At 53.9% G+C, this 16,301-nt stretch carries 18 protein-coding genes; 5 read left to right on the top strand and 13 right to left on the bottom strand.

Annotated elements, in window-relative coordinates; all coding sequences use genetic code 11:
• Positions 1-2: 2 nt before the first annotated feature.
• The 9 genes from ACPXSQ_RS01800 to ACPXSQ_RS01760 form a co-directional block, all read right to left on the bottom strand.
• Entirely contained in the window at positions 3-1,019 is a 1,017-nt protein-coding gene (locus ACPXSQ_RS01800) for a DUF979 domain-containing protein (protein ID WP_019104978.1), read from the bottom strand.
• Positions 1,019-1,747, bottom strand: a complete 729-nt coding sequence (locus tag ACPXSQ_RS01795) for a DUF969 domain-containing protein (RefSeq protein WP_426142600.1) — start codon at positions 1,745-1,747, stop codon at positions 1,019-1,021. Before ACPXSQ_RS01795 ends, ACPXSQ_RS01800 begins: the two co-directional genes overlap by 1 nt.
• Before the next feature lie 58 nt (positions 1,748-1,805).
• Entirely contained in the window at positions 1,806-2,543 is a 738-nt protein-coding gene (pxpA, locus tag ACPXSQ_RS01790; RefSeq protein ID WP_013025052.1) for a 5-oxoprolinase subunit PxpA, read from the bottom strand.
• Positions 2,533-3,465: a 5-oxoprolinase subunit PxpC gene (pxpC, locus tag ACPXSQ_RS01785; protein WP_013025051.1), complete on the bottom strand. Its 933-nt coding sequence runs from the start codon at positions 3,463-3,465 to the stop codon at positions 2,533-2,535. Before pxpC ends, pxpA begins: the two co-directional genes overlap by 11 nt.
• Entirely contained in the window at positions 3,459-4,115 is a 657-nt protein-coding gene (gene pxpB, locus ACPXSQ_RS01780) for a 5-oxoprolinase subunit PxpB (RefSeq protein ID WP_013025050.1), read from the bottom strand. Before pxpB ends, pxpC begins: the two co-directional genes overlap by 7 nt.
• A gap of 157 nt (positions 4,116-4,272) precedes the next feature.
• Positions 4,273-5,016, bottom strand: coding sequence for a type 2 GTP cyclohydrolase I (locus ACPXSQ_RS01775; protein ID WP_014593187.1), 744 nt, complete (start codon positions 5,014-5,016; stop codon positions 4,273-4,275).
• 17 nt (positions 5,017-5,033) lie between these two features.
• Positions 5,034-6,461, bottom strand: a complete 1,428-nt coding sequence (gene phrB / locus ACPXSQ_RS01770) for a deoxyribodipyrimidine photo-lyase (protein ID WP_105088498.1) — start codon at positions 6,459-6,461, stop codon at positions 5,034-5,036.
• Positions 6,462-6,473: 12 nt separating this feature from the next.
• Entirely contained in the window at positions 6,474-7,433 is a 960-nt protein-coding gene (locus ACPXSQ_RS01765) for a YbgA family protein (RefSeq protein WP_088900402.1), read from the bottom strand.
• A 174-nt stretch (positions 7,434-7,607) separates the two neighbouring features.
• Positions 7,608-7,808: a DUF2517 family protein gene (locus ACPXSQ_RS01760; RefSeq protein ID WP_013025046.1), complete on the bottom strand. Its 201-nt coding sequence runs from the start codon at positions 7,806-7,808 to the stop codon at positions 7,608-7,610.
• Positions 7,809-8,062: 254 nt separating this feature from the next.
• Between ACPXSQ_RS01760 and kdpE the strand changes: the two genes are divergently transcribed.
• On the top strand, positions 8,063-8,737 hold the full coding sequence (gene kdpE / locus ACPXSQ_RS01755; protein WP_014606301.1) for a two-component system response regulator KdpE: 675 nt from the start codon (positions 8,063-8,065) through the stop codon (positions 8,735-8,737).
• Between the two features lie 41 nt (positions 8,738-8,778).
• On the opposite strand, the gene pgm is transcribed toward kdpE, so the two are convergent.
• The gene (pgm, locus tag ACPXSQ_RS01750) at positions 8,779-10,419 is read right to left on the bottom strand and encodes a phosphoglucomutase (alpha-D-glucose-1,6-bisphosphate-dependent) (RefSeq protein ID WP_013025044.1); all 1,641 of its coding nucleotides are present in this window, start codon (positions 10,417-10,419) and stop codon (positions 8,779-8,781) included.
• A 25-nt stretch (positions 10,420-10,444) separates the two neighbouring features.
• Positions 10,445-10,996 (bottom strand): replication initiation negative regulator SeqA, encoded by a 552-nt coding sequence (gene seqA, locus ACPXSQ_RS01745; RefSeq protein ID WP_019104980.1) that lies wholly within the window; start codon positions 10,994-10,996, stop codon positions 10,445-10,447.
• A 252-nt stretch (positions 10,997-11,248) separates the two neighbouring features.
• Between seqA and ybfF the strand changes: the two genes are divergently transcribed.
• The 4 genes from ybfF (at position 11,249) to fur (ending at position 13,896) form a co-directional block, all read left to right on the top strand.
• The gene (ybfF, locus tag ACPXSQ_RS01740) at positions 11,249-12,013 is read left to right on the top strand and encodes an esterase (RefSeq protein ID WP_014606303.1); all 765 of its coding nucleotides are present in this window, start codon (positions 11,249-11,251) and stop codon (positions 12,011-12,013) included.
• A gap of 166 nt (positions 12,014-12,179) precedes the next feature.
• A complete protein-coding gene (gene ybfE, locus ACPXSQ_RS01735; RefSeq protein ID WP_013025041.1) occupies positions 12,180-12,464 on the top strand; it encodes a LexA regulated protein in 285 nt (94 codons plus the stop codon).
• Between the two features lie 122 nt (positions 12,465-12,586).
• Positions 12,587-13,117, top strand: a complete 531-nt coding sequence (gene fldA, locus ACPXSQ_RS01730; RefSeq protein ID WP_006118431.1) for a flavodoxin FldA — start codon at positions 12,587-12,589, stop codon at positions 13,115-13,117.
• Positions 13,118-13,452: 335 nt separating this feature from the next.
• Entirely contained in the window at positions 13,453-13,896 is a 444-nt protein-coding gene (gene fur / locus ACPXSQ_RS01725) for a ferric iron uptake transcriptional regulator (protein WP_013025040.1), read from the top strand.
• Between the two features lie 60 nt (positions 13,897-13,956).
• Here fur and ACPXSQ_RS01720 read toward each other — a convergent pair whose 3' ends face one another.
• Both ACPXSQ_RS01720 and glnS read right to left on the bottom strand, forming a co-directional pair.
• Positions 13,957-14,352, bottom strand: a complete 396-nt coding sequence (locus ACPXSQ_RS01720) for a hypothetical protein (protein ID WP_013025039.1) — start codon at positions 14,350-14,352, stop codon at positions 13,957-13,959.
• A 231-nt stretch (positions 14,353-14,583) separates the two neighbouring features.
• Positions 14,584-16,251 (bottom strand): glutamine--tRNA ligase, encoded by a 1,668-nt coding sequence (glnS, locus tag ACPXSQ_RS01715; RefSeq protein ID WP_014606305.1) that lies wholly within the window; start codon positions 16,249-16,251, stop codon positions 14,584-14,586.
• Positions 16,252-16,301: the final 50 nt, after the last annotated feature.

Below are 16,301 nucleotides of genomic sequence, written 5' to 3'. Positions count from 1 at the left end.
CCTCACAGAAACATCAGGAAATAGAGTAAAAACACGTTAACAATTAACAGTAGCACACCGGTTGGGACCTGAGCTTTGATGACCGCGTTACGATCCGGCAACTCCAGCAGCGCGGCGGGCACGATATTAAAGTTCGCGGCCATTGGTGTCATTAAGGTTCCGCAGTAGCCGGAAAACATGCCGATTGCCGCCATGACAGCCGGATTACCACCATGTTGTAGCACCAGAATGGGAATGCCCACACCGGCGGTAATAATCGGGAAAGCGGCAAAGGCGTTGCCCATGACCATAGTTAACAGCGCCATGCCAACAGCGTAAACGGTCACGGCAATAAAGCGGTTATCGACCGCCAGATAATGTTCGGTCAGATGCGAGATGGCGCCGCCCACGCCCGCAGCGGTGAACAACAGCCCCAGCGTGGCCAGAATTTGCGGTAGCAGGAAAGCCCAGCCCACACAATCCAGCAGACGCCGGGTTTCCTGCATCGACTGAACCGGCTTCTCATGCGTCAGTTTCATGGCGATTAGCCAGCCCAGCAGGCAGCCCACCGTCATGGAAAACAGCGTGACCAGGGTGGAATGATTGCCGGGTCCAAATACCCCGCTCTGCAAACCGGGAATATTATTAAAGGCCAGAACGCCAATCACCGTTACGACAGGAATCGCTAACGCAGGCAGAAAGAGTTTATTTTTAAGGCGTTGTGCGCTGGCCTGTTTTTCCTCTTCGCTACGTTGATGGTAGCGACCAAGCTTTACGCCACCACAGCCGGCAATTAAGCCCATCAGCACAACTGCCACGCCCACGGTAATATGCAGGGTGCGCGTGCCGCTCTGTGTTGATCCCATCAGCTGTGACATCAGCTGCGTTGTCCAGTCCCCCACCAAAAAAATCAGACCGTATAAGCCCCAAAACAGGCCGGTGGTAAAGCGACGTGGGTTCCCGCTGTCACGCCAGGATAAAAAAGCCACGACAAGCAGAATCACGCCAGCCAGCCACATCAAATATTGTTGCTGGAACATTAGCGATCTCCTCTGGCGTTGATGGCCTGGCTGTTGATGGCACTCAGTTCACGCGCGAGCTGACTGTCCAGCCTTATCAGGCGCGCGGAGTGAATCAGAAAAGCCGCAATGGCCGTCGGAATGCCCCACAGCGCGATATGCAGCGGCTCGGTCTGAATACCGGCGGACTCCTGCATAAAGTTGTGCATAAAGATGATGGCGCCAAAGGCGACAAAGATATCTTCGCCAAAGAACAGGCCGACGTTATCCGTCGCAGCGGACATGGCTCGCAGGCGATGGCGAATCTCAGGCGACAGTTCACCGTAACGGCTTTCGCTGGCCCCTTCGGCCATCGGTGCCAGCAGCGGTCGCACCATTTGCGGGTGACCACCCAGGCTGGTCAGCCCCAGCGCCGCAGTGATCTCGCGTACAAACAGGTAGATGATGAGCAGTCGCCCTGCCGTCGCCGTTTTAATCTGTGCGATCCACGTCTGGGCACGCTGTTTCAGACCATGGCGCTCCAGCAGGCCAATGACCGCCAGCGGCAACAGCAAAATAAGCGGCAGATTGCGAGTATTCAGGAAGCCCTCGCCCAGTTTTTGCAGAATATCGCCCAGCGGCATCATGGCGGCAATCCCGGTGACGAAGCCCGCAACGATTACCACCAGTACCGGATTAAAGCGTAAAACGAAGCCTGCGACGATGGCAGCAATGCCCAGTAGTGGCCAGAGATTCACTACGCTGTCCATATTTTCCCCTTGTGATAGACCAAAAAAAGCCTGAGCTTATCAGCCCGGCGGTGCTGTTTTATTGACTGGTTACAGCAATATTGTTATTTGCGAAGCTGGCCCGTAATCGTTGAGCGAACTGCAGCGCGTGTGCGCCGTCACCATGCACGCAGACGGTCTGCGCGTTAACCGCTACCCACTCACCACTTACGCTTTTTACCCGCCCCTGCTGCACCATCATCAACGTCTGATCGATTGCCTGAGCTTCCTCTTCAATTAATGCGCCGGGTTGACCGCGGGGCACCAGAGCACCGCTGCTGAGATAACCGCGATCGGCAAAAACTTCCTCGCGGGTTTTCAGGCCATGGTGCGCCGCCGCACGAATCGATTCGCTGTTCGCCAGCCCCACGACGATCAGTCCGGCATCGACGGCCTTAACGGCACGCGCAATGGTGTCCGCCAGGCCCGCGTCGGCGGCAGCCTGGTTATACAACATCCCATGCGGCTTTACATGGACCAACGATTGCCCTTCGCTCTCCGCCAGGCTTTTCAATGCGCCGACCTGATAGATGATTTGTGCGTAAAGGGTTTCTGGCGGCAGTTGCATGGCGCTGCGACCAAAATTCTCCCGGTCAGGGAAGCTGGGATGCGCACCAATCGCCACACCGTACGCTTTGGCCCAGCGAACGGACTGCAGCATCATTTCTGCATCGCCCGCGTGAAACCCGCAGGCGATATTGGCGGAGCTTACCAGTTGCAATAGCGCACGATCGCTACTGCCGCCCTCGCCCAAATCGGCGTTTAAATCAATTTTCATTAGCCAGTCCCCATGCCATTTGATCCAGGGCGAGCTGTTGCTGCCGCTTTGCCGCCTGCGCTTCCTGAGCCGTGCAGAGAATAAAATGGATCGGTTCCCCCAGACGGATCTGCGCCAGATGGTAGAGATCGCTCTCTATCACACAGGCGATGCGCGGATAGCCCCCGGTGGTTTGTGCATCCGCCAGCAATACAATGGGTTGTCCGTTTCCCGGCACCTGAATAACGCCGGGTACCAGTCCATGAGATAGCAGCTCGCGTGAGGCCTCACGCTGCAAGGTTGGCCCCTGCAAACGGTAGCCCATGCGGTTGCTTTGCGGATTGAGTGTCCATGCCGCTCGCCACAGCTTTTGCTGTGCCTCTTCACTAAACTCATGATATTCCGGCCCCGGCAGTGCCCTAATGCGATTGCCCCACAGCAACTGCTTTACCCCTTTCTTATGCGTAAAGGGCTGCCCCGGTTTGCCCAGAGGAATACGATCGCCATCCTGCAACGTGCGCCCCTGGAAGCCGCCAAACCCGGCTTTGATATCTGTGCTGCATGAGCCCAGTACCTCTGGGACATCGAATCCTCCCTGTATCGCCAGATAACTGCGCATACCGTGAACCGGTTTCTTTAACACCAGCACCTGGCCTTTTTTAACCGGCAACCGCCAGCCGGTCCAGACGGGTTTCCCGTCCAGTTCGGCCTGACAGCCGGCGCCCGTCAGGGCGAACCAGCCATCGCGTCTGAACTCGGCTTTAAACTGGCCCAGGACAATTTCCAGAACGGCGCTGCCCGGCGGATTACCGACCAGTAAATTTGCCGTGATCATGGCAGGCTGATCCAGAACGCCACTGACGCCGATACCGTACTGACGCCAGCGGTTGCGGCCCAGATCCTGAATGCTGGTGGCCAGCCCCGCCCGAAGAATTGTTAACATATACCTTCCTTTTGCGGCACAAACCGGACTTTGTCGCCGGGTTGCAGCAACGTCGGTGGCTGCTGTTGCGGAGTGAAAAGCGCCACCGGGGTTTGACCAATCAACTGCCAGCCGCCCGGAGAAGCCAGCGGATACACGCCCGTCTGGCTCCCGCCTATTCCCACCGAACCTGCCGGTACGGCTACGCGAGGTTCCGCGCGGCGCGGCATGTGCAGGCGGGGATCAAGCCCGGCCAGATAGGGGAATCCCGGCTGAAAACCAATAAAAAAGACGTCGTACTCGCTACTGCTGTGTAACTCGACCACCTGCTTTGCTGACAGTCCAGCATGATCCGCCACCTGAAGCAGATCGGGGCCTGCTTCACCGCCGTAGATAACCGGCACTTTTACCAGACGAGACCCGGTGGCCTGCGCTTCGCTTTCCAGCCACCACTGCTGAAGCTGCGCTGTGGCCTGCTGCGCGTCAGAGGGCGCCTCCTCCAGCAACAACGTGAGGTTGTTCATGCCGGGAATCACGTCCCGTATCGCGCCATGTGACTGTAAGCGCTCGCTCAACTGCCATATTCGCTGCTGACTGGTGAGGGAAACCGGCGGAGCCAGCTCCAGCACCACCGCGCGTTCGCCCAGCATGTAACATCGTGTTTCTTGCAACGCGCACCTCCCGGTTAAAAAAATGGTTGCGCTCAGGCAGTATGCTGGCGTCCAAAAGCAGGCACTGGTATTGCGGCCTTAAGAAGGTAGTTATGCGAAAGTGACAGAGATGTGTCAATAGATTTGGGTTCTGCCGCGTGATACAGAACCCGGAGGATCAGGCAGGATTGGGGATATCAATAAAGGTCACATCAAGGCCATGCTCTGCTGCCAGCCACTCGCCCAGCGCCTGAATGCCGCAGCGTTCGGTGGCATGATGACCCGCAGCAAAAAAGTGCAGACCCTGCTCACGTGCGCTGTGAATCGTCTGCTCTGACACTTCGCCAGTAATAAAAGCGTCTACCCCAAAGCCAGCCGCAGCGTCGATAAATCCTTGCCCACCGCCGCTGCACCAGGCTACACGACGAATTGCAGCAGGTGCATTATCACCGCAGTGCAGCGGTTGGCGCCCTAATACCTCGGTAATACGCTGTGCCAGCTGCTCACCGGTAATGGGCTGAGCGAACTCGCCCCACGGCACCAGCGGCACGATCTCGCCTACCACATCGATCCCCAACAGCCTGGCCAGTTGCGCATTATTCCCTAACTGCGGGTGCGCATCGAGCGGCAGGTGCCAGCCATAGAGGTTAATATCGTTAGCCAACAGGGTGCGCAGCCGCTGGCGCTTCATCCCTTTAATGACCGCAGGCTCGCTTTTCCAGAAATAACCGTGATGGACCAGCACGGCATCGGCCTGGCGGGCCACCGCTTCATCCAGTAATGCCTGGCAGGCGGTCACGCCCGTAATCACCGTTTTTACCCTGGCGCGGCCTTCAACCTGAAGGCCGTTTGGCGCATAGTCGCTGAAGGCAGCGGTATTGAGCTGCTGGTTGACGATTTTTTCTAACTCGTAGTGATTCATTTCTGCTCCTTGCCGCCTCAGGCCGCGTTCTTCGCGCGCTCAAAGGCGTCGAGTGTCTTTTTACGTGCGTCCTTATGTTCCACGATTGGCGCCGGATAATCGAGTTTCTTGTTATTTTTCTGAGCCCATTGGTGAGGCTGATGGATATCGCTGTCAGGCACCTCTTTCAACTCTGGCAGATAGCGGCGAATAAACTCCCCCTCTTTATCGAAGCGCTCGCCCTGCGTGGTCGGGTTGAAGATGCGGAAATAAGGCGCGGCATCGGTGCCGGTTGACGCCGCCCATTGCCAGCCGCCATTGTTGGCAGCCAGGTCGCCATCGATCAACTGCTGCATGAAGTACCGCTCGCCTTCTCGCCAGTCGATAAGCAGGTCTTTCACCAGAAAGCTGGCGGTAATCATGCGAAGTCGGTTGTGCATCCAGCCGATGGTCTGCATCTGACGCATGGCGGCATCCACAATGGGATAACCAGTTTTCCCCGCCTTCCAGGCGTCGAAGTGCGCACTGTTACGTTGCCACGCCACGTTGCGTGTCCAGTGAACAAAAGGCTGATGTTTGCACAAGCGCGGATGCGCCACGATGAGGTGACGGTAAAATTCACGCCATATCAGTTCGTTGATCCATACGGCAGCCGGACTGCTCTCCAGCGCTTTGGGTTGTTCATGTAGGATTCGATGCAGGCATTGCCGTGGCGAGAGCACGCCGGTAGAGAGATAGACCGATAAACGACTGGTGCTGTCCAGCGCGGGCAAATCGCGCTGCTTTGCGTAATCGAGCACCGCCTGTTTGGCAAACTCACGTAACCGCTTAACGGCCGCCTGTTCACCGGGCGGAAACAGCGACGTGTCGATATCCGCTTTTGGATAATCGAAAGGCGGAAGGCTTTTTGGCTCTTTAAGCGGCGCACCTTCACGGGCTTTGGGAGCCGGCACACACTCGGGTAACCCCTGTTGTAGCCGCCGTAAAAAGGCCTTGCTGAACGGCGTAAACACTTTATACATCTCGCCATCGCCGGTTTGAATACTGCCCGGTGGCAGCAGCAGGCTGTCATCAAAGCCCTGGCAGACTACGTTCGCCTCATGCAGGCGTTTTTCTGCGCTGGCATCCCGTTCACGCTCATTGACTTCGTACTGGTAATTGTAGAAAAGCTTATCGACCTGCTGCTTCTGGCAAAAGCCGACCAGAAAATCGATGCTGGCCGCGAAATCATCACACTGATGAAAATGAAGCGGAATGCCCCGCTCCGCGAGGGAGGACTGCAGCATATCCAGACTCTGATGAATAAATGCGACCTGGCGGGCCGCCATCTCATGTTGCTGCCACTGCCCGGGCGTTGCGATAAACAGCGCAATCACCCTGGCATCGGGTTGGGTGCAGGCCGCGTGCAGCGCCAGATTATCGTTAATACGCAGGTCGTTTCGCAGCCAGACTAAATGCGTGATCATAGTACTCCTGAATCATTGTCCGTATCGCAGGCGCAGGGCTTCGGGGTAAGGATCGAAGTAACGCTGCTGCGTCAGCCAGGGGTGCGGATATTCCGCCATATAGTGCTTAAGAATCGTAATGGGTGCTAACAGCGGTTGCGTTCCCTGCCGGTAGCAGTCAATCAGCGACGTCAGCTCTTTGCGCTGAGGAGAGCTTAACTGACTACGGAAATAACCCTGAACGTGCATCAAAACGTTAGTGTGATTCGTGCGGGACGCGGGCTGTGACATCAAATCCATCAGTCGGCTGCGGTATTCAAAGGCAAAAGCCTCCAACGATTCCCACTGGTTCATTGAGGCAACAAACGGCCCCAGCTCACGGTATTTCTTCTGAGAATGCGCCAACAGCAGCAGCTTGTAGCGGCTGTGAAAAGCTATCAGGTTGTGACGAGTCAGGCCCTGTTTCCACATCTGATTAAACTCATGCAGGGCACAAATCCGGCCAATAAAATTTTCGCGCAGGGTGGGATCGTTAAGGCGACCATCTTCTTCAAGCGGTAGCCAGGGCATTTCACGCTGCAAAAAGGCGGTAAAAATGCCGGTGCCTGCTTTGCGGTTATTGTTGGTGGCGGGTTCATAAATCCTGACCCGTTCCATGCCGCAGCTGGGTGATTTTGCGCACAGGATGTAGCCACAGAGATGATGAAGAGATTTAACGCGGTTTTCGGACCAGTCGCGCATTTTATCGGTGATGTCCTCTCCACCCTCTTTACTGAAGCACAGGTGCAGAGCATCATCATCGCCCATTTTAACGAGGCGTAAGGCCGGGCGAGGCGTAGGAAGGCCAATCGCCATTTCGGGGCAGACAGGTTCAAAACGTACAAAAGGGGTGAGTTGATCAGTAGCGAAAGCCAGGCGCTTATGGCCGCCATCAAATCTGACGCTCTCACCAAGCAGACAAGCGCTGATTCCAACCGGAATTTTCTCACTCATACTTGTACAACCTCCGAAAACTTGTAGAGGTTTAAGTGTAGCGCAAAATAGTGGGGAAATCAGCCTGCGGGGCTTTGCAGATGACGATAATGCTCAAAAAAAGCCCGTTCCCCGTAATAAGATTCAGGGAACGGGCCAGAAATTCAGGGGCTGAGGCGGTTTAATGCAGTCTGATTACCAAAAGACACCGGCAGCGGCTTCAGACTGTGCCAGCCAGACCGGCTTGGTGCTGGTTTTGCACCACATACGATGCAGATAGCTGTAAAAGCGGGCACGATCCTTGCGAAACAGCATGACCGGCAGAGCCAGCAGGCCCAACAGGATAACCAGCGTACGGCGCAAAATGATTTTATGACGAGAATAAGTCCGATACATGGATTCCTCCTGACGAAAAGTCGGTTAAATGTGATCTGCATCCAATATTACGCCTGATTGTGTAATTTTACTACTCATCTGACCACTAAATTTGACTATTTTTTGTACTGTTAATGACAATCTGAAAATTAGTTACATTTTGGTTAAATAATGGTTTTGACGATGATCTTTAGCGCGATTCGATGGCAACACGGACGAAAGGCTGAAAAGTTGATACAGTGTATTTTCCCTTTTCAGGCAATGGCAGGATTGGCGTGACCACGGTTTTAATCATTGAAGATGAGAAAGAAATTCGCCGCTTCGTGCGCATCGCGTTGGAAAGCGAAGGCCTGAAGGTTTTCGATGCCGAAACGCTACAACGTGGGTTGATTGAGGCGGCGACGCGAAAACCCGATCTGGTCATTCTCGATCTCGGCCTGCCCGATGGCGATGGCAAAACCTTTATTGGCGAGCTGCGTCAGTGGAGCACGCTGCCCGTGATTGTGCTGTCGGCCCGAATCGACGAACAGGATAAAATTGACGCACTGGATGCAGGGGCAGACGATTACCTGACGAAACCCTTCGGTATTGGTGAACTGCTGGCACGCGTTCGCGTCGCCTTGCGCCGTCATGCCGGACAACATACCGATCCCAAGGTCAGCTTCGCCGACGTTACCGTGGATATTGCGGCCCGCAGAGTGTTGCGCGCTGGCGAGGAAGTGCACCTTACGCCGATAGAGTTTCGTTTGCTGACGACGCTGCTGAACAACGCGGGCAAAGTGCTGACCCAGCGGCAGCTGTTGAGCCAGGTGTGGGGACCAAACGCCGTTGAACACAGCCACTATCTGCGGATCTATATGGGGCACCTGCGGCAAAAGCTGGAGGCGAATCCTACCCAGCCGGTACATCTGCTCACGGAAACCGGCATCGGCTACCGGTTTATGCCATAAAAAAAGCGCCACTTAGGCGCTTTTTTCATTTAACAGGCAAATCAGGCGTTTTTCAGCACTTCGCTGACAATCTCTACCGCTTCTTTTTCTATCTGCGCGCGGTGTTCTGCGCCCAGGAAACTTTCACAATAGATTTTGTATGCATCTTCGGTGCCTGAAGGACGGGCAGCAAACCAGCCGTTTTCCGTCATCACTTTCAGGCCGCCGATAGACGCGCCATTGCCCGGCGCAGCGGTCAGACGCGCGGTGATCGGATCGCCCGCCAGCGTGTCAGCACTCACCATTTCAGGTGACAGCTTAGACAGCGCCGCTTTCTGTGCGGAACTGGCTGACGCCTGCAGGCGATTGTAGCTGGGTGCACCGAAACGCGCGGCCAGCTCATCATAGTGCTCCTGCGGGTTCTTGCCGGTGACCGCGGTAATCTCCGCTGCCAGCAGACACATGATGATCCCGTCTTTATCGGTGGACCAGGGCGTACCGTCAAAGCGCAGGAATGAAGCGCCCGCACTCTCTTCCCCACCGAAGCCAAAGCTGCCGTCGAACAGGCCATCCACGAACCACTTAAAGCCCACCGGCACTTCCACCAGCTTGCGGCCGATGTCGTTAACGACGCGGTCAATCATGGCACTGGACACCAGGGTTTTCCCCACGGCAACGTCTTTGCCCCATTGTGGACGATGCTGGAACAGATAGTTGATAGCAACGGCCAGATAGTGGTTCGGGTTCATCAGGCCGGCAGGCGTGACGATACCGTGGCGGTCGTAATCGGGATCGTTGCCAAACGCCAGGTCAAATTTGTCCTTATAGGCCAGCAGGCCCGCCATGGCAGATTCGGACGAGCAGTCCATGCGCACCACGCCGTCTTTATCCAGATGCATAAAGCGGAACGTCTGATCAACGGCGTCATTCACCAGGGTCAGATCGAGTTTGTAGTGCTCAGCAATGCGCTGCCAGTAAGCGATGCCGGAACCGCCAAGCGGATCGACGCCGATTTTCAGGCCCGCTTTTTGAATCGCCGGGAAATCGATGATCTGTGAAAGGCCTTCAACATAAGGCTGGATCAAATCTTTCTCAACCACGTGACCGCTGGCCCAGGCCTGGTCCAGTGGCAGACGCTTCACGCCTTTCAGGCCCTCTTTCAACAGCTGATTCGCGCGATCTTCAACCACTTTGGTGACGTTGGTATCGGCAGGGCCACCGTTCGGCGGATTGTATTTAATCCCGCCGTCTTCAGGTGGGTTGTGCGAAGGCGTAATAACGATGCCATCCGCCAGCTGATCGCCCGATTTATTGTGCTCAAGGATGGCGTTTGAAATCGCCGGCGTTGGCGTATAGCCATTGTCCTGTTGAACAATCACGTCTACGCCGTTTGCGGCCAGCACTTCCAGCACGGACAACAGCGCAGGTTCCGAAAGCGCATGCGTATCTTTACCTACGTAGCACGGACCGGTAATCCCGTTCTTTTTACGCTCTTCGGCAATCGCCTGAGCTATCGCCAGGATGTGCTTTTCGTTAAAGCTGTGGCGTCCTGCGCTACCGCGATGGCCTGATGTGCCAAATTTCACCGCATGTTCTGGGTTAGCCACATCGGGCTGCAGGACATAATATTGTGAAGTTAATTGTGCAACGTTAATCAAATCGCTCTGCTGGGCAGGCTGCCCGGCACGGGGGTGATTGGCCATTGGCGCTTCTCCCTGACGCTTCAGTTTAAATGGTGCCGCAAACTTTCTCTGCCAGCTCCGACGGGAACTGCATCGACAGCATAATGTGTTCAACCATGCTGCGTTTGCGACCGGTATTGGTATTGGTAATAACCCAGTACGGCGTGCCGGGAACGTGCTTCGGCTTGGTATGGGTACCGCTTTGCAGCAACGTATGTTCATCGCCCGCGAAATAGATGCGCGTGCGGCCCTGCAGCGACGTTGTCGCCTCGGCAAACGCTGCGGTATCCAGACGATAGAGCGTTGACAAGATTAGCATAAAGCGGTTAACCGCCCGCTTCTGCTCCGCATATTCATCCGACAGCATTAGCTCACGCACTGCGCGAACACGATCCTGAGGGCGCGATTCATTACCTGCCGACGGTGCCGCTTTAGACGGGGCCGGTGCGGAGACGGGCTGCGTGTCATTGACCGCCGCGGGCTGACCGGCAGTAAACTTCAGCATACGGCGCAGAATATCGGATGCACTTTCGCCAATGTGTTGCGTGTGGCTGGCAATATAACGGTAGAGCTCTTCGTCAACTTCGATCGTTTTCATCTTATTCCGTACGGTTTTTTTACTCACGACAGAACCCGCGATTTTCTGAATACCCCGAGCTGCTGATCGGCATTTCAAAAAGGAGGCAGGTTCTAACATGAAGATTATAAAGTTAAATTCAGACAGGCTGATAGCATTCAAACGGTTTATGGGCAAAAGTCAGAATATGTCCTAATGCCGCCGGAAGCAGCGCGCCTGAAAAGGTGAAACCATGATAACCTAAGCTCAGGTCTCACACTTAAGAACTTTGCTATGATTTTGAATGCGCGCCTGCAAACTGAACAATCTTCTTCTGATTCCACACCTGTCCTGCTGATTCATGGTCTGTTTGGCAGTCTTGATAACCTTGGCATTCTGGCCCGAGGGCTTAAAGACGATCGACCGCTTATTCAGGTTGATGTGCGCAACCACGGGCTATCGCCGCGCGCAGACGAGATGAACTACAGGGTGATGGCTCAGGACATGCTGGATACGCTGGATGCTCAGGGGATTGAGCGGATCGCGGTCATTGGTCATTCCATGGGCGGTAAGATCGCCATGACAATGAGCGCGCTGGCACCAGAACGTATCGAACAGATGGTGATGATCGACATCGCGCCCGTTGACTATCAGACACGTCGGCATGACGAGATTTTCGCCGCTATCCGGGCCGTCACGGCCGCTGGCGTCACCTTGCGCACTGAAGCCGCAGAGATCATGCGCAACCACATTGATGAGGACGGCGTCATTCAGTTCATCCTGAAATCATTCAGTCAGGGCGAATGGCGCTTTAATGTCCCGGTGTTATGGGACAACTATGCGCTGATCTCCGGCTGGCAGGAGGTGCCTGCCTGGCCACATCCCGCGCTGTTTATTCGCGGTGGCGACTCACCTTATCTGGATAATCAGTATCGTGACGCGTTACTCAGGCAGTTCCCGGCCGCGCATGCACATGTGATCGGTGGTGCTGGTCACTGGGTCCATGCTGAAAAACCTGATGCCGTTTTACGCAGTATTCGACGCTTTTTTGCGCTTTAAAACATCTTAACTGGCTGTAAAAGTTTAAGATTGGCGTCCGCGGTTAGCCTGGAGTATGATGGCGCGCTAAATTTTTGCCGTGGGCGCGGTTGCCCGCGGGAAGAGTCAATACTTTAATCTGCGCAGCGGAAACGTCTCGTTCGCGCCCACTCAGTTGTACTAAGTCATGGCAAAAGAACACACTGACCGTACGACGCTCGATCTGTTCGCTAACGAGCGTCGCCCTGGTCGCCCAAAAACCAGTCCGCTTACGCGTGATGAACAACTGCGTATCAACAAACGCAATCAACTGAAACGTGACAAAGGGCGCGGACTTCGTCGTGTCGAACTCAAAATGAACAGTGAAGCCGTTGAAGCGCTGAATATGCTGGCTGAGCAGCGCAATCTCAGCCGCAGCGAATTAATTGAACAAATGCTGCTGGCACAACTCAAACTGGACTCACGCGGGTAAACCGCACACAGAAACAAATGTCGCGGCTTTACACATTCCGCCCTTTTGCGCGGTCTGCTATCATTTGCTGAACAGGCTCCGGCATTCATTCTATCATCAGGATTTAAGAGGTTATTTTACCCATGGCAATCGTAGGCATCTTCTTTGGCAGCGATACCGGTAACACCGAAAACATTGCAAAAATGATCCAGAAACAACTGGGTAAAGACGTTGCAGAAGTTCACGACATCGCGAAAAGCACTAAAGAAGACTTAGAAGCCTTTGACATTCTGCTGCTGGGCATCCCCACCTGGTATTACGGTGAAGCCCAGTGCGACTGGGATGACTTCTTCCCGACGCTGGAAGAGATCGACTTTAACGGCAAGCTGGTTGCGCTGTTTGGCTGTGGCGATCAGGAAGATTACGCAGAGTACTTCTGTGATGCCATGGGAACCATTCGTGACATCATCGAACCTAACGGCGCCATCATCGTGGGCCACTGGCCGACCGAGGGTTACCACTTCGAAGCGTCAAAAGGCCTGGCTGATGACAACCACTTCCTGGGTCTGGCTATTGATGAAGATCGCCAGCCAGAGCTGACCAACGAACGCGTTGATAAATGGGTTAAGCAAATTTTTGATGAGCTGCAGCTCAAAGAAATCATTGAAGCCTGATCGCGCTGAGCTCAGTGTGGACGCAGGTTCACACTGAGCAAACGGCTTTTCCTATAAAAATAATAGCTACATTTTTGTAACTTTCCCCATTTAATCTGTAGAATACCCGCATCGATCATCTGCTTATTTCCCAGGAACTGAGATGACAAAACGCGAAATGCGACTCGTCCGCTTTCCATGCCATGCGCAGCGAACATCGCCGCTGGCGCATCGCAAGGACATCGGTTTTCATTTCAGCGCATCAGTTCTATAATGAGACGCAAATGAGAATGGCGGTCGATCGACATACAGGCTACGTGCCACAAGAGTGACTAAAGTAACAGGACAATATCCGCATGACTGACAACAATACCGCATTAAAGAAGGCTGGCCTGAAAGTCACATTGCCCAGACTCAAAATTCTGGAAGTGCTTCAGGAACCTGCATGCCATCACGTCAGCGCGGAAGATCTGTATAAACGCCTGATCGACATGGGCGAAGAGATTGGACTGGCCACGGTCTACCGTGTGCTTAACCAGTTCGACGATGCAGGCATCGTGACCCGCCACAACTTTGAAGGCGGTAAATCGGTGTTTGAGCTGACGCAGCAGCACCATCACGACCACCTGATCTGTCTGGATTGCGGTAAAGTGATTGAATTTAGTGACGAATCCATTGAGACGCGTCAACGTGAAATCGCGACCCGTCATGGTATTAAGCTCACCAACCACAGCCTGTACCTGTACGGCCACTGTGCACTGGGCGACTGCCGTGAAGACGAAACGCTGCACGACAAATAAGCGCTTTCGCATATAAAGTAAAAAAGCCGATGTTCACATCGGCTTTTTTATTGCTGTCGCTCAGGTCACGAGCGTTTCCTGCAGGTAGCGCCAGCGTGGAACAGAGGTGGTGCAGTCCAGAATCGCCAGCGAAATACGGCTTTTATTTTCACCATTCATCATCTGCAGTTCGCGATACTGAATCGTCACTTCGTTCGCATGCTCAGAAAGAATTACATGCTCACTGGTCGCAATGCGCATCCCTTCCCTTGCCCCCTGCAGTCGTCGAAAAAGATCTTCAACCTGATCCAGATTCAGCTGTTTTCCCTGCGGCGTGACCATCTTAAAATCGGGATGAAAGTGCGAGAGCAGCAGATGAAAACTGTCGCCACCATCCCGACCATGATTAAAAATATGTTCAATAAGCTGATGTAACACGACAACGCTATGTTTGGCTTCCTGTGCAAAAAGTGTCATTTTTTCCTTTTAAACCCACAAACTGATACTTCAGAGGGTTAGCCTACCTGAAAAAAAAGAATTAACACTGGGAAATTTATTAAAAAAATTAAACTGAGAGCGGTTGCACAAAAATAAAATTAATACTCTGACTCTGCTCAGGAGAAACGTCGGTACTAAAAAAAATCGCCGCAATAAAAAAGGGCGATAAGTCGCCCTTTCGATTACTCTGCGGTCAACATCACAGAGAAATTATTCGCCGATTTTCGCCCAGGTATCGCGTAAACCTACCGTGCGGTTAAACACTAACTGTGAAGGGGTCGAATAAACGCTGTCGGCACAGAAGTAGCCTTCACGCTCAAACTGGTAGGGCGCGCTGGCCACAGCATCACGCAGGCCGGGTTCAACGAAGCCCTGTTTGACTTCCAGCGAGTCGGGGTTAATCGTGGTCAGGAAATCGTCTGCCGCGCCAGGATTGGGTACGCTAAACAGGCGATCGTAAAGACGGAACTCAGCGGGCAGCGCATGTTCAGCGGACACCCAGTGGATCACGCCTTTAACTTTACGGCCGTCAGCAGGATCTTTGCTCAGCGTATCCACATCACAGGTGCAGTAGATGCAGGTGATATTGCCTTCTTCATCTTTCGCGATACGCTCGGCTCGGATCACGTACGCATTACGCAGGCGCACCTCTTTACCCAGCACCAGTCGTTTATACTGCTTGTTAGCTTCTTCACGGAAATCGGCCCGATCGATCCAGATTTCGCGGCTGAACGGCACGTCGCGCGTCCCCATCTCCGGTTTGTTAGGATGGTTCGGCATGCTAAGCACTTCGTTATGGCCTGCCGGCAGGTTTTCCAGCACCAGCTTAACCGGATCCAACACCGCCATCGCGCGTGGCGCATTTTCGTTGAGATCGTCGCGGATACAAGACTCCAGCGAGGCCATTTCAACAATGTTGTCCTGCTTGGTGATACCAATACGCCGGCAAAACTCACGGATTGAGGCCGCGGTATAACCACGGCGACGCAGGCCGGACACGGTTAACATACGGGGATCGTCCCAGCCTTCCACATGCTTCTCACTGACCAGCTGCGTGAGTTTGCGTTTTGACATCACCGCATATTCAAGATTCAGGCGCGAAAATTCGTACTGACGTGGATGAACCGGAATCGTGATGTTGTCCAGCACCCAGTCATACAGACGGCGGTTATCCTGGAACTCCAGTGTACAGAGTGAATGCGTAATGCCTTCCAGCGCATCGGAAATGCAGTGGGTAAAATCGTACATCGGGTAGATGCACCATTTGTTGCCTGTTTGATGATGCTCAGCAAACTTAATGCGGTACAGCACCGGGTCGCGCATAACGATAAAGCTGGAAGCCATATCAATTTTTGCACGCAGACAGGCTTTACCTTCTGCAAATTCACCGTTGCGCATTTTTTCAAACAGGGCAAGGTTCTCTTCCACGCTGCGATCGCGGTATGGGCTGTTTTTACCCGGCGCGGTTAACGTTCCCCGGTATTCACGAATTTCTTCAGGGGTCAGTTCATCAACATAGGCAAGTCCCTTTCCGATCAGTTCAACCGCATACTGGTAAAGCTGATCAAAATAGTCAGATGAATAACGAACGTCGCCACTCCACGAAAAACCCAACCACTGCACATCACGCTTGATGGACTCAACAAATTCCATATCCTCTTTAACCGGATTGGTATCGTCAAAACGCAGATTGCACTCGCCCTGATAGTCTTGTGCAATACCAAAATTCAGGCAGATTGATTTAGCATGACCGATGTGCAGATAACCATTTGGCTCTGGCGGGAAACGGGTATGCACACTGCTGTGCTTCCCGCTCGCCAAATCCTCGTCAATAATCTGACGAATAAAGTTAGTTGGGCGGGCTTCAGCCTCACTCATCTCAAAATCCTCAACGCGTAGAAAGGGTGGTTTATACCACGTAATATCCG

The sequence above is a fragment of the Pantoea sp. EEL5 genome, assembly GCF_049892805.1.
GTDB lineage: Bacteria > Pseudomonadota > Gammaproteobacteria > Enterobacterales > Enterobacteriaceae > Pantoea > Pantoea ananatis.
Note: the sequence above shows the minus strand (reverse complement) of the source record. Positions and strands in the feature narration are given on the sequence as shown.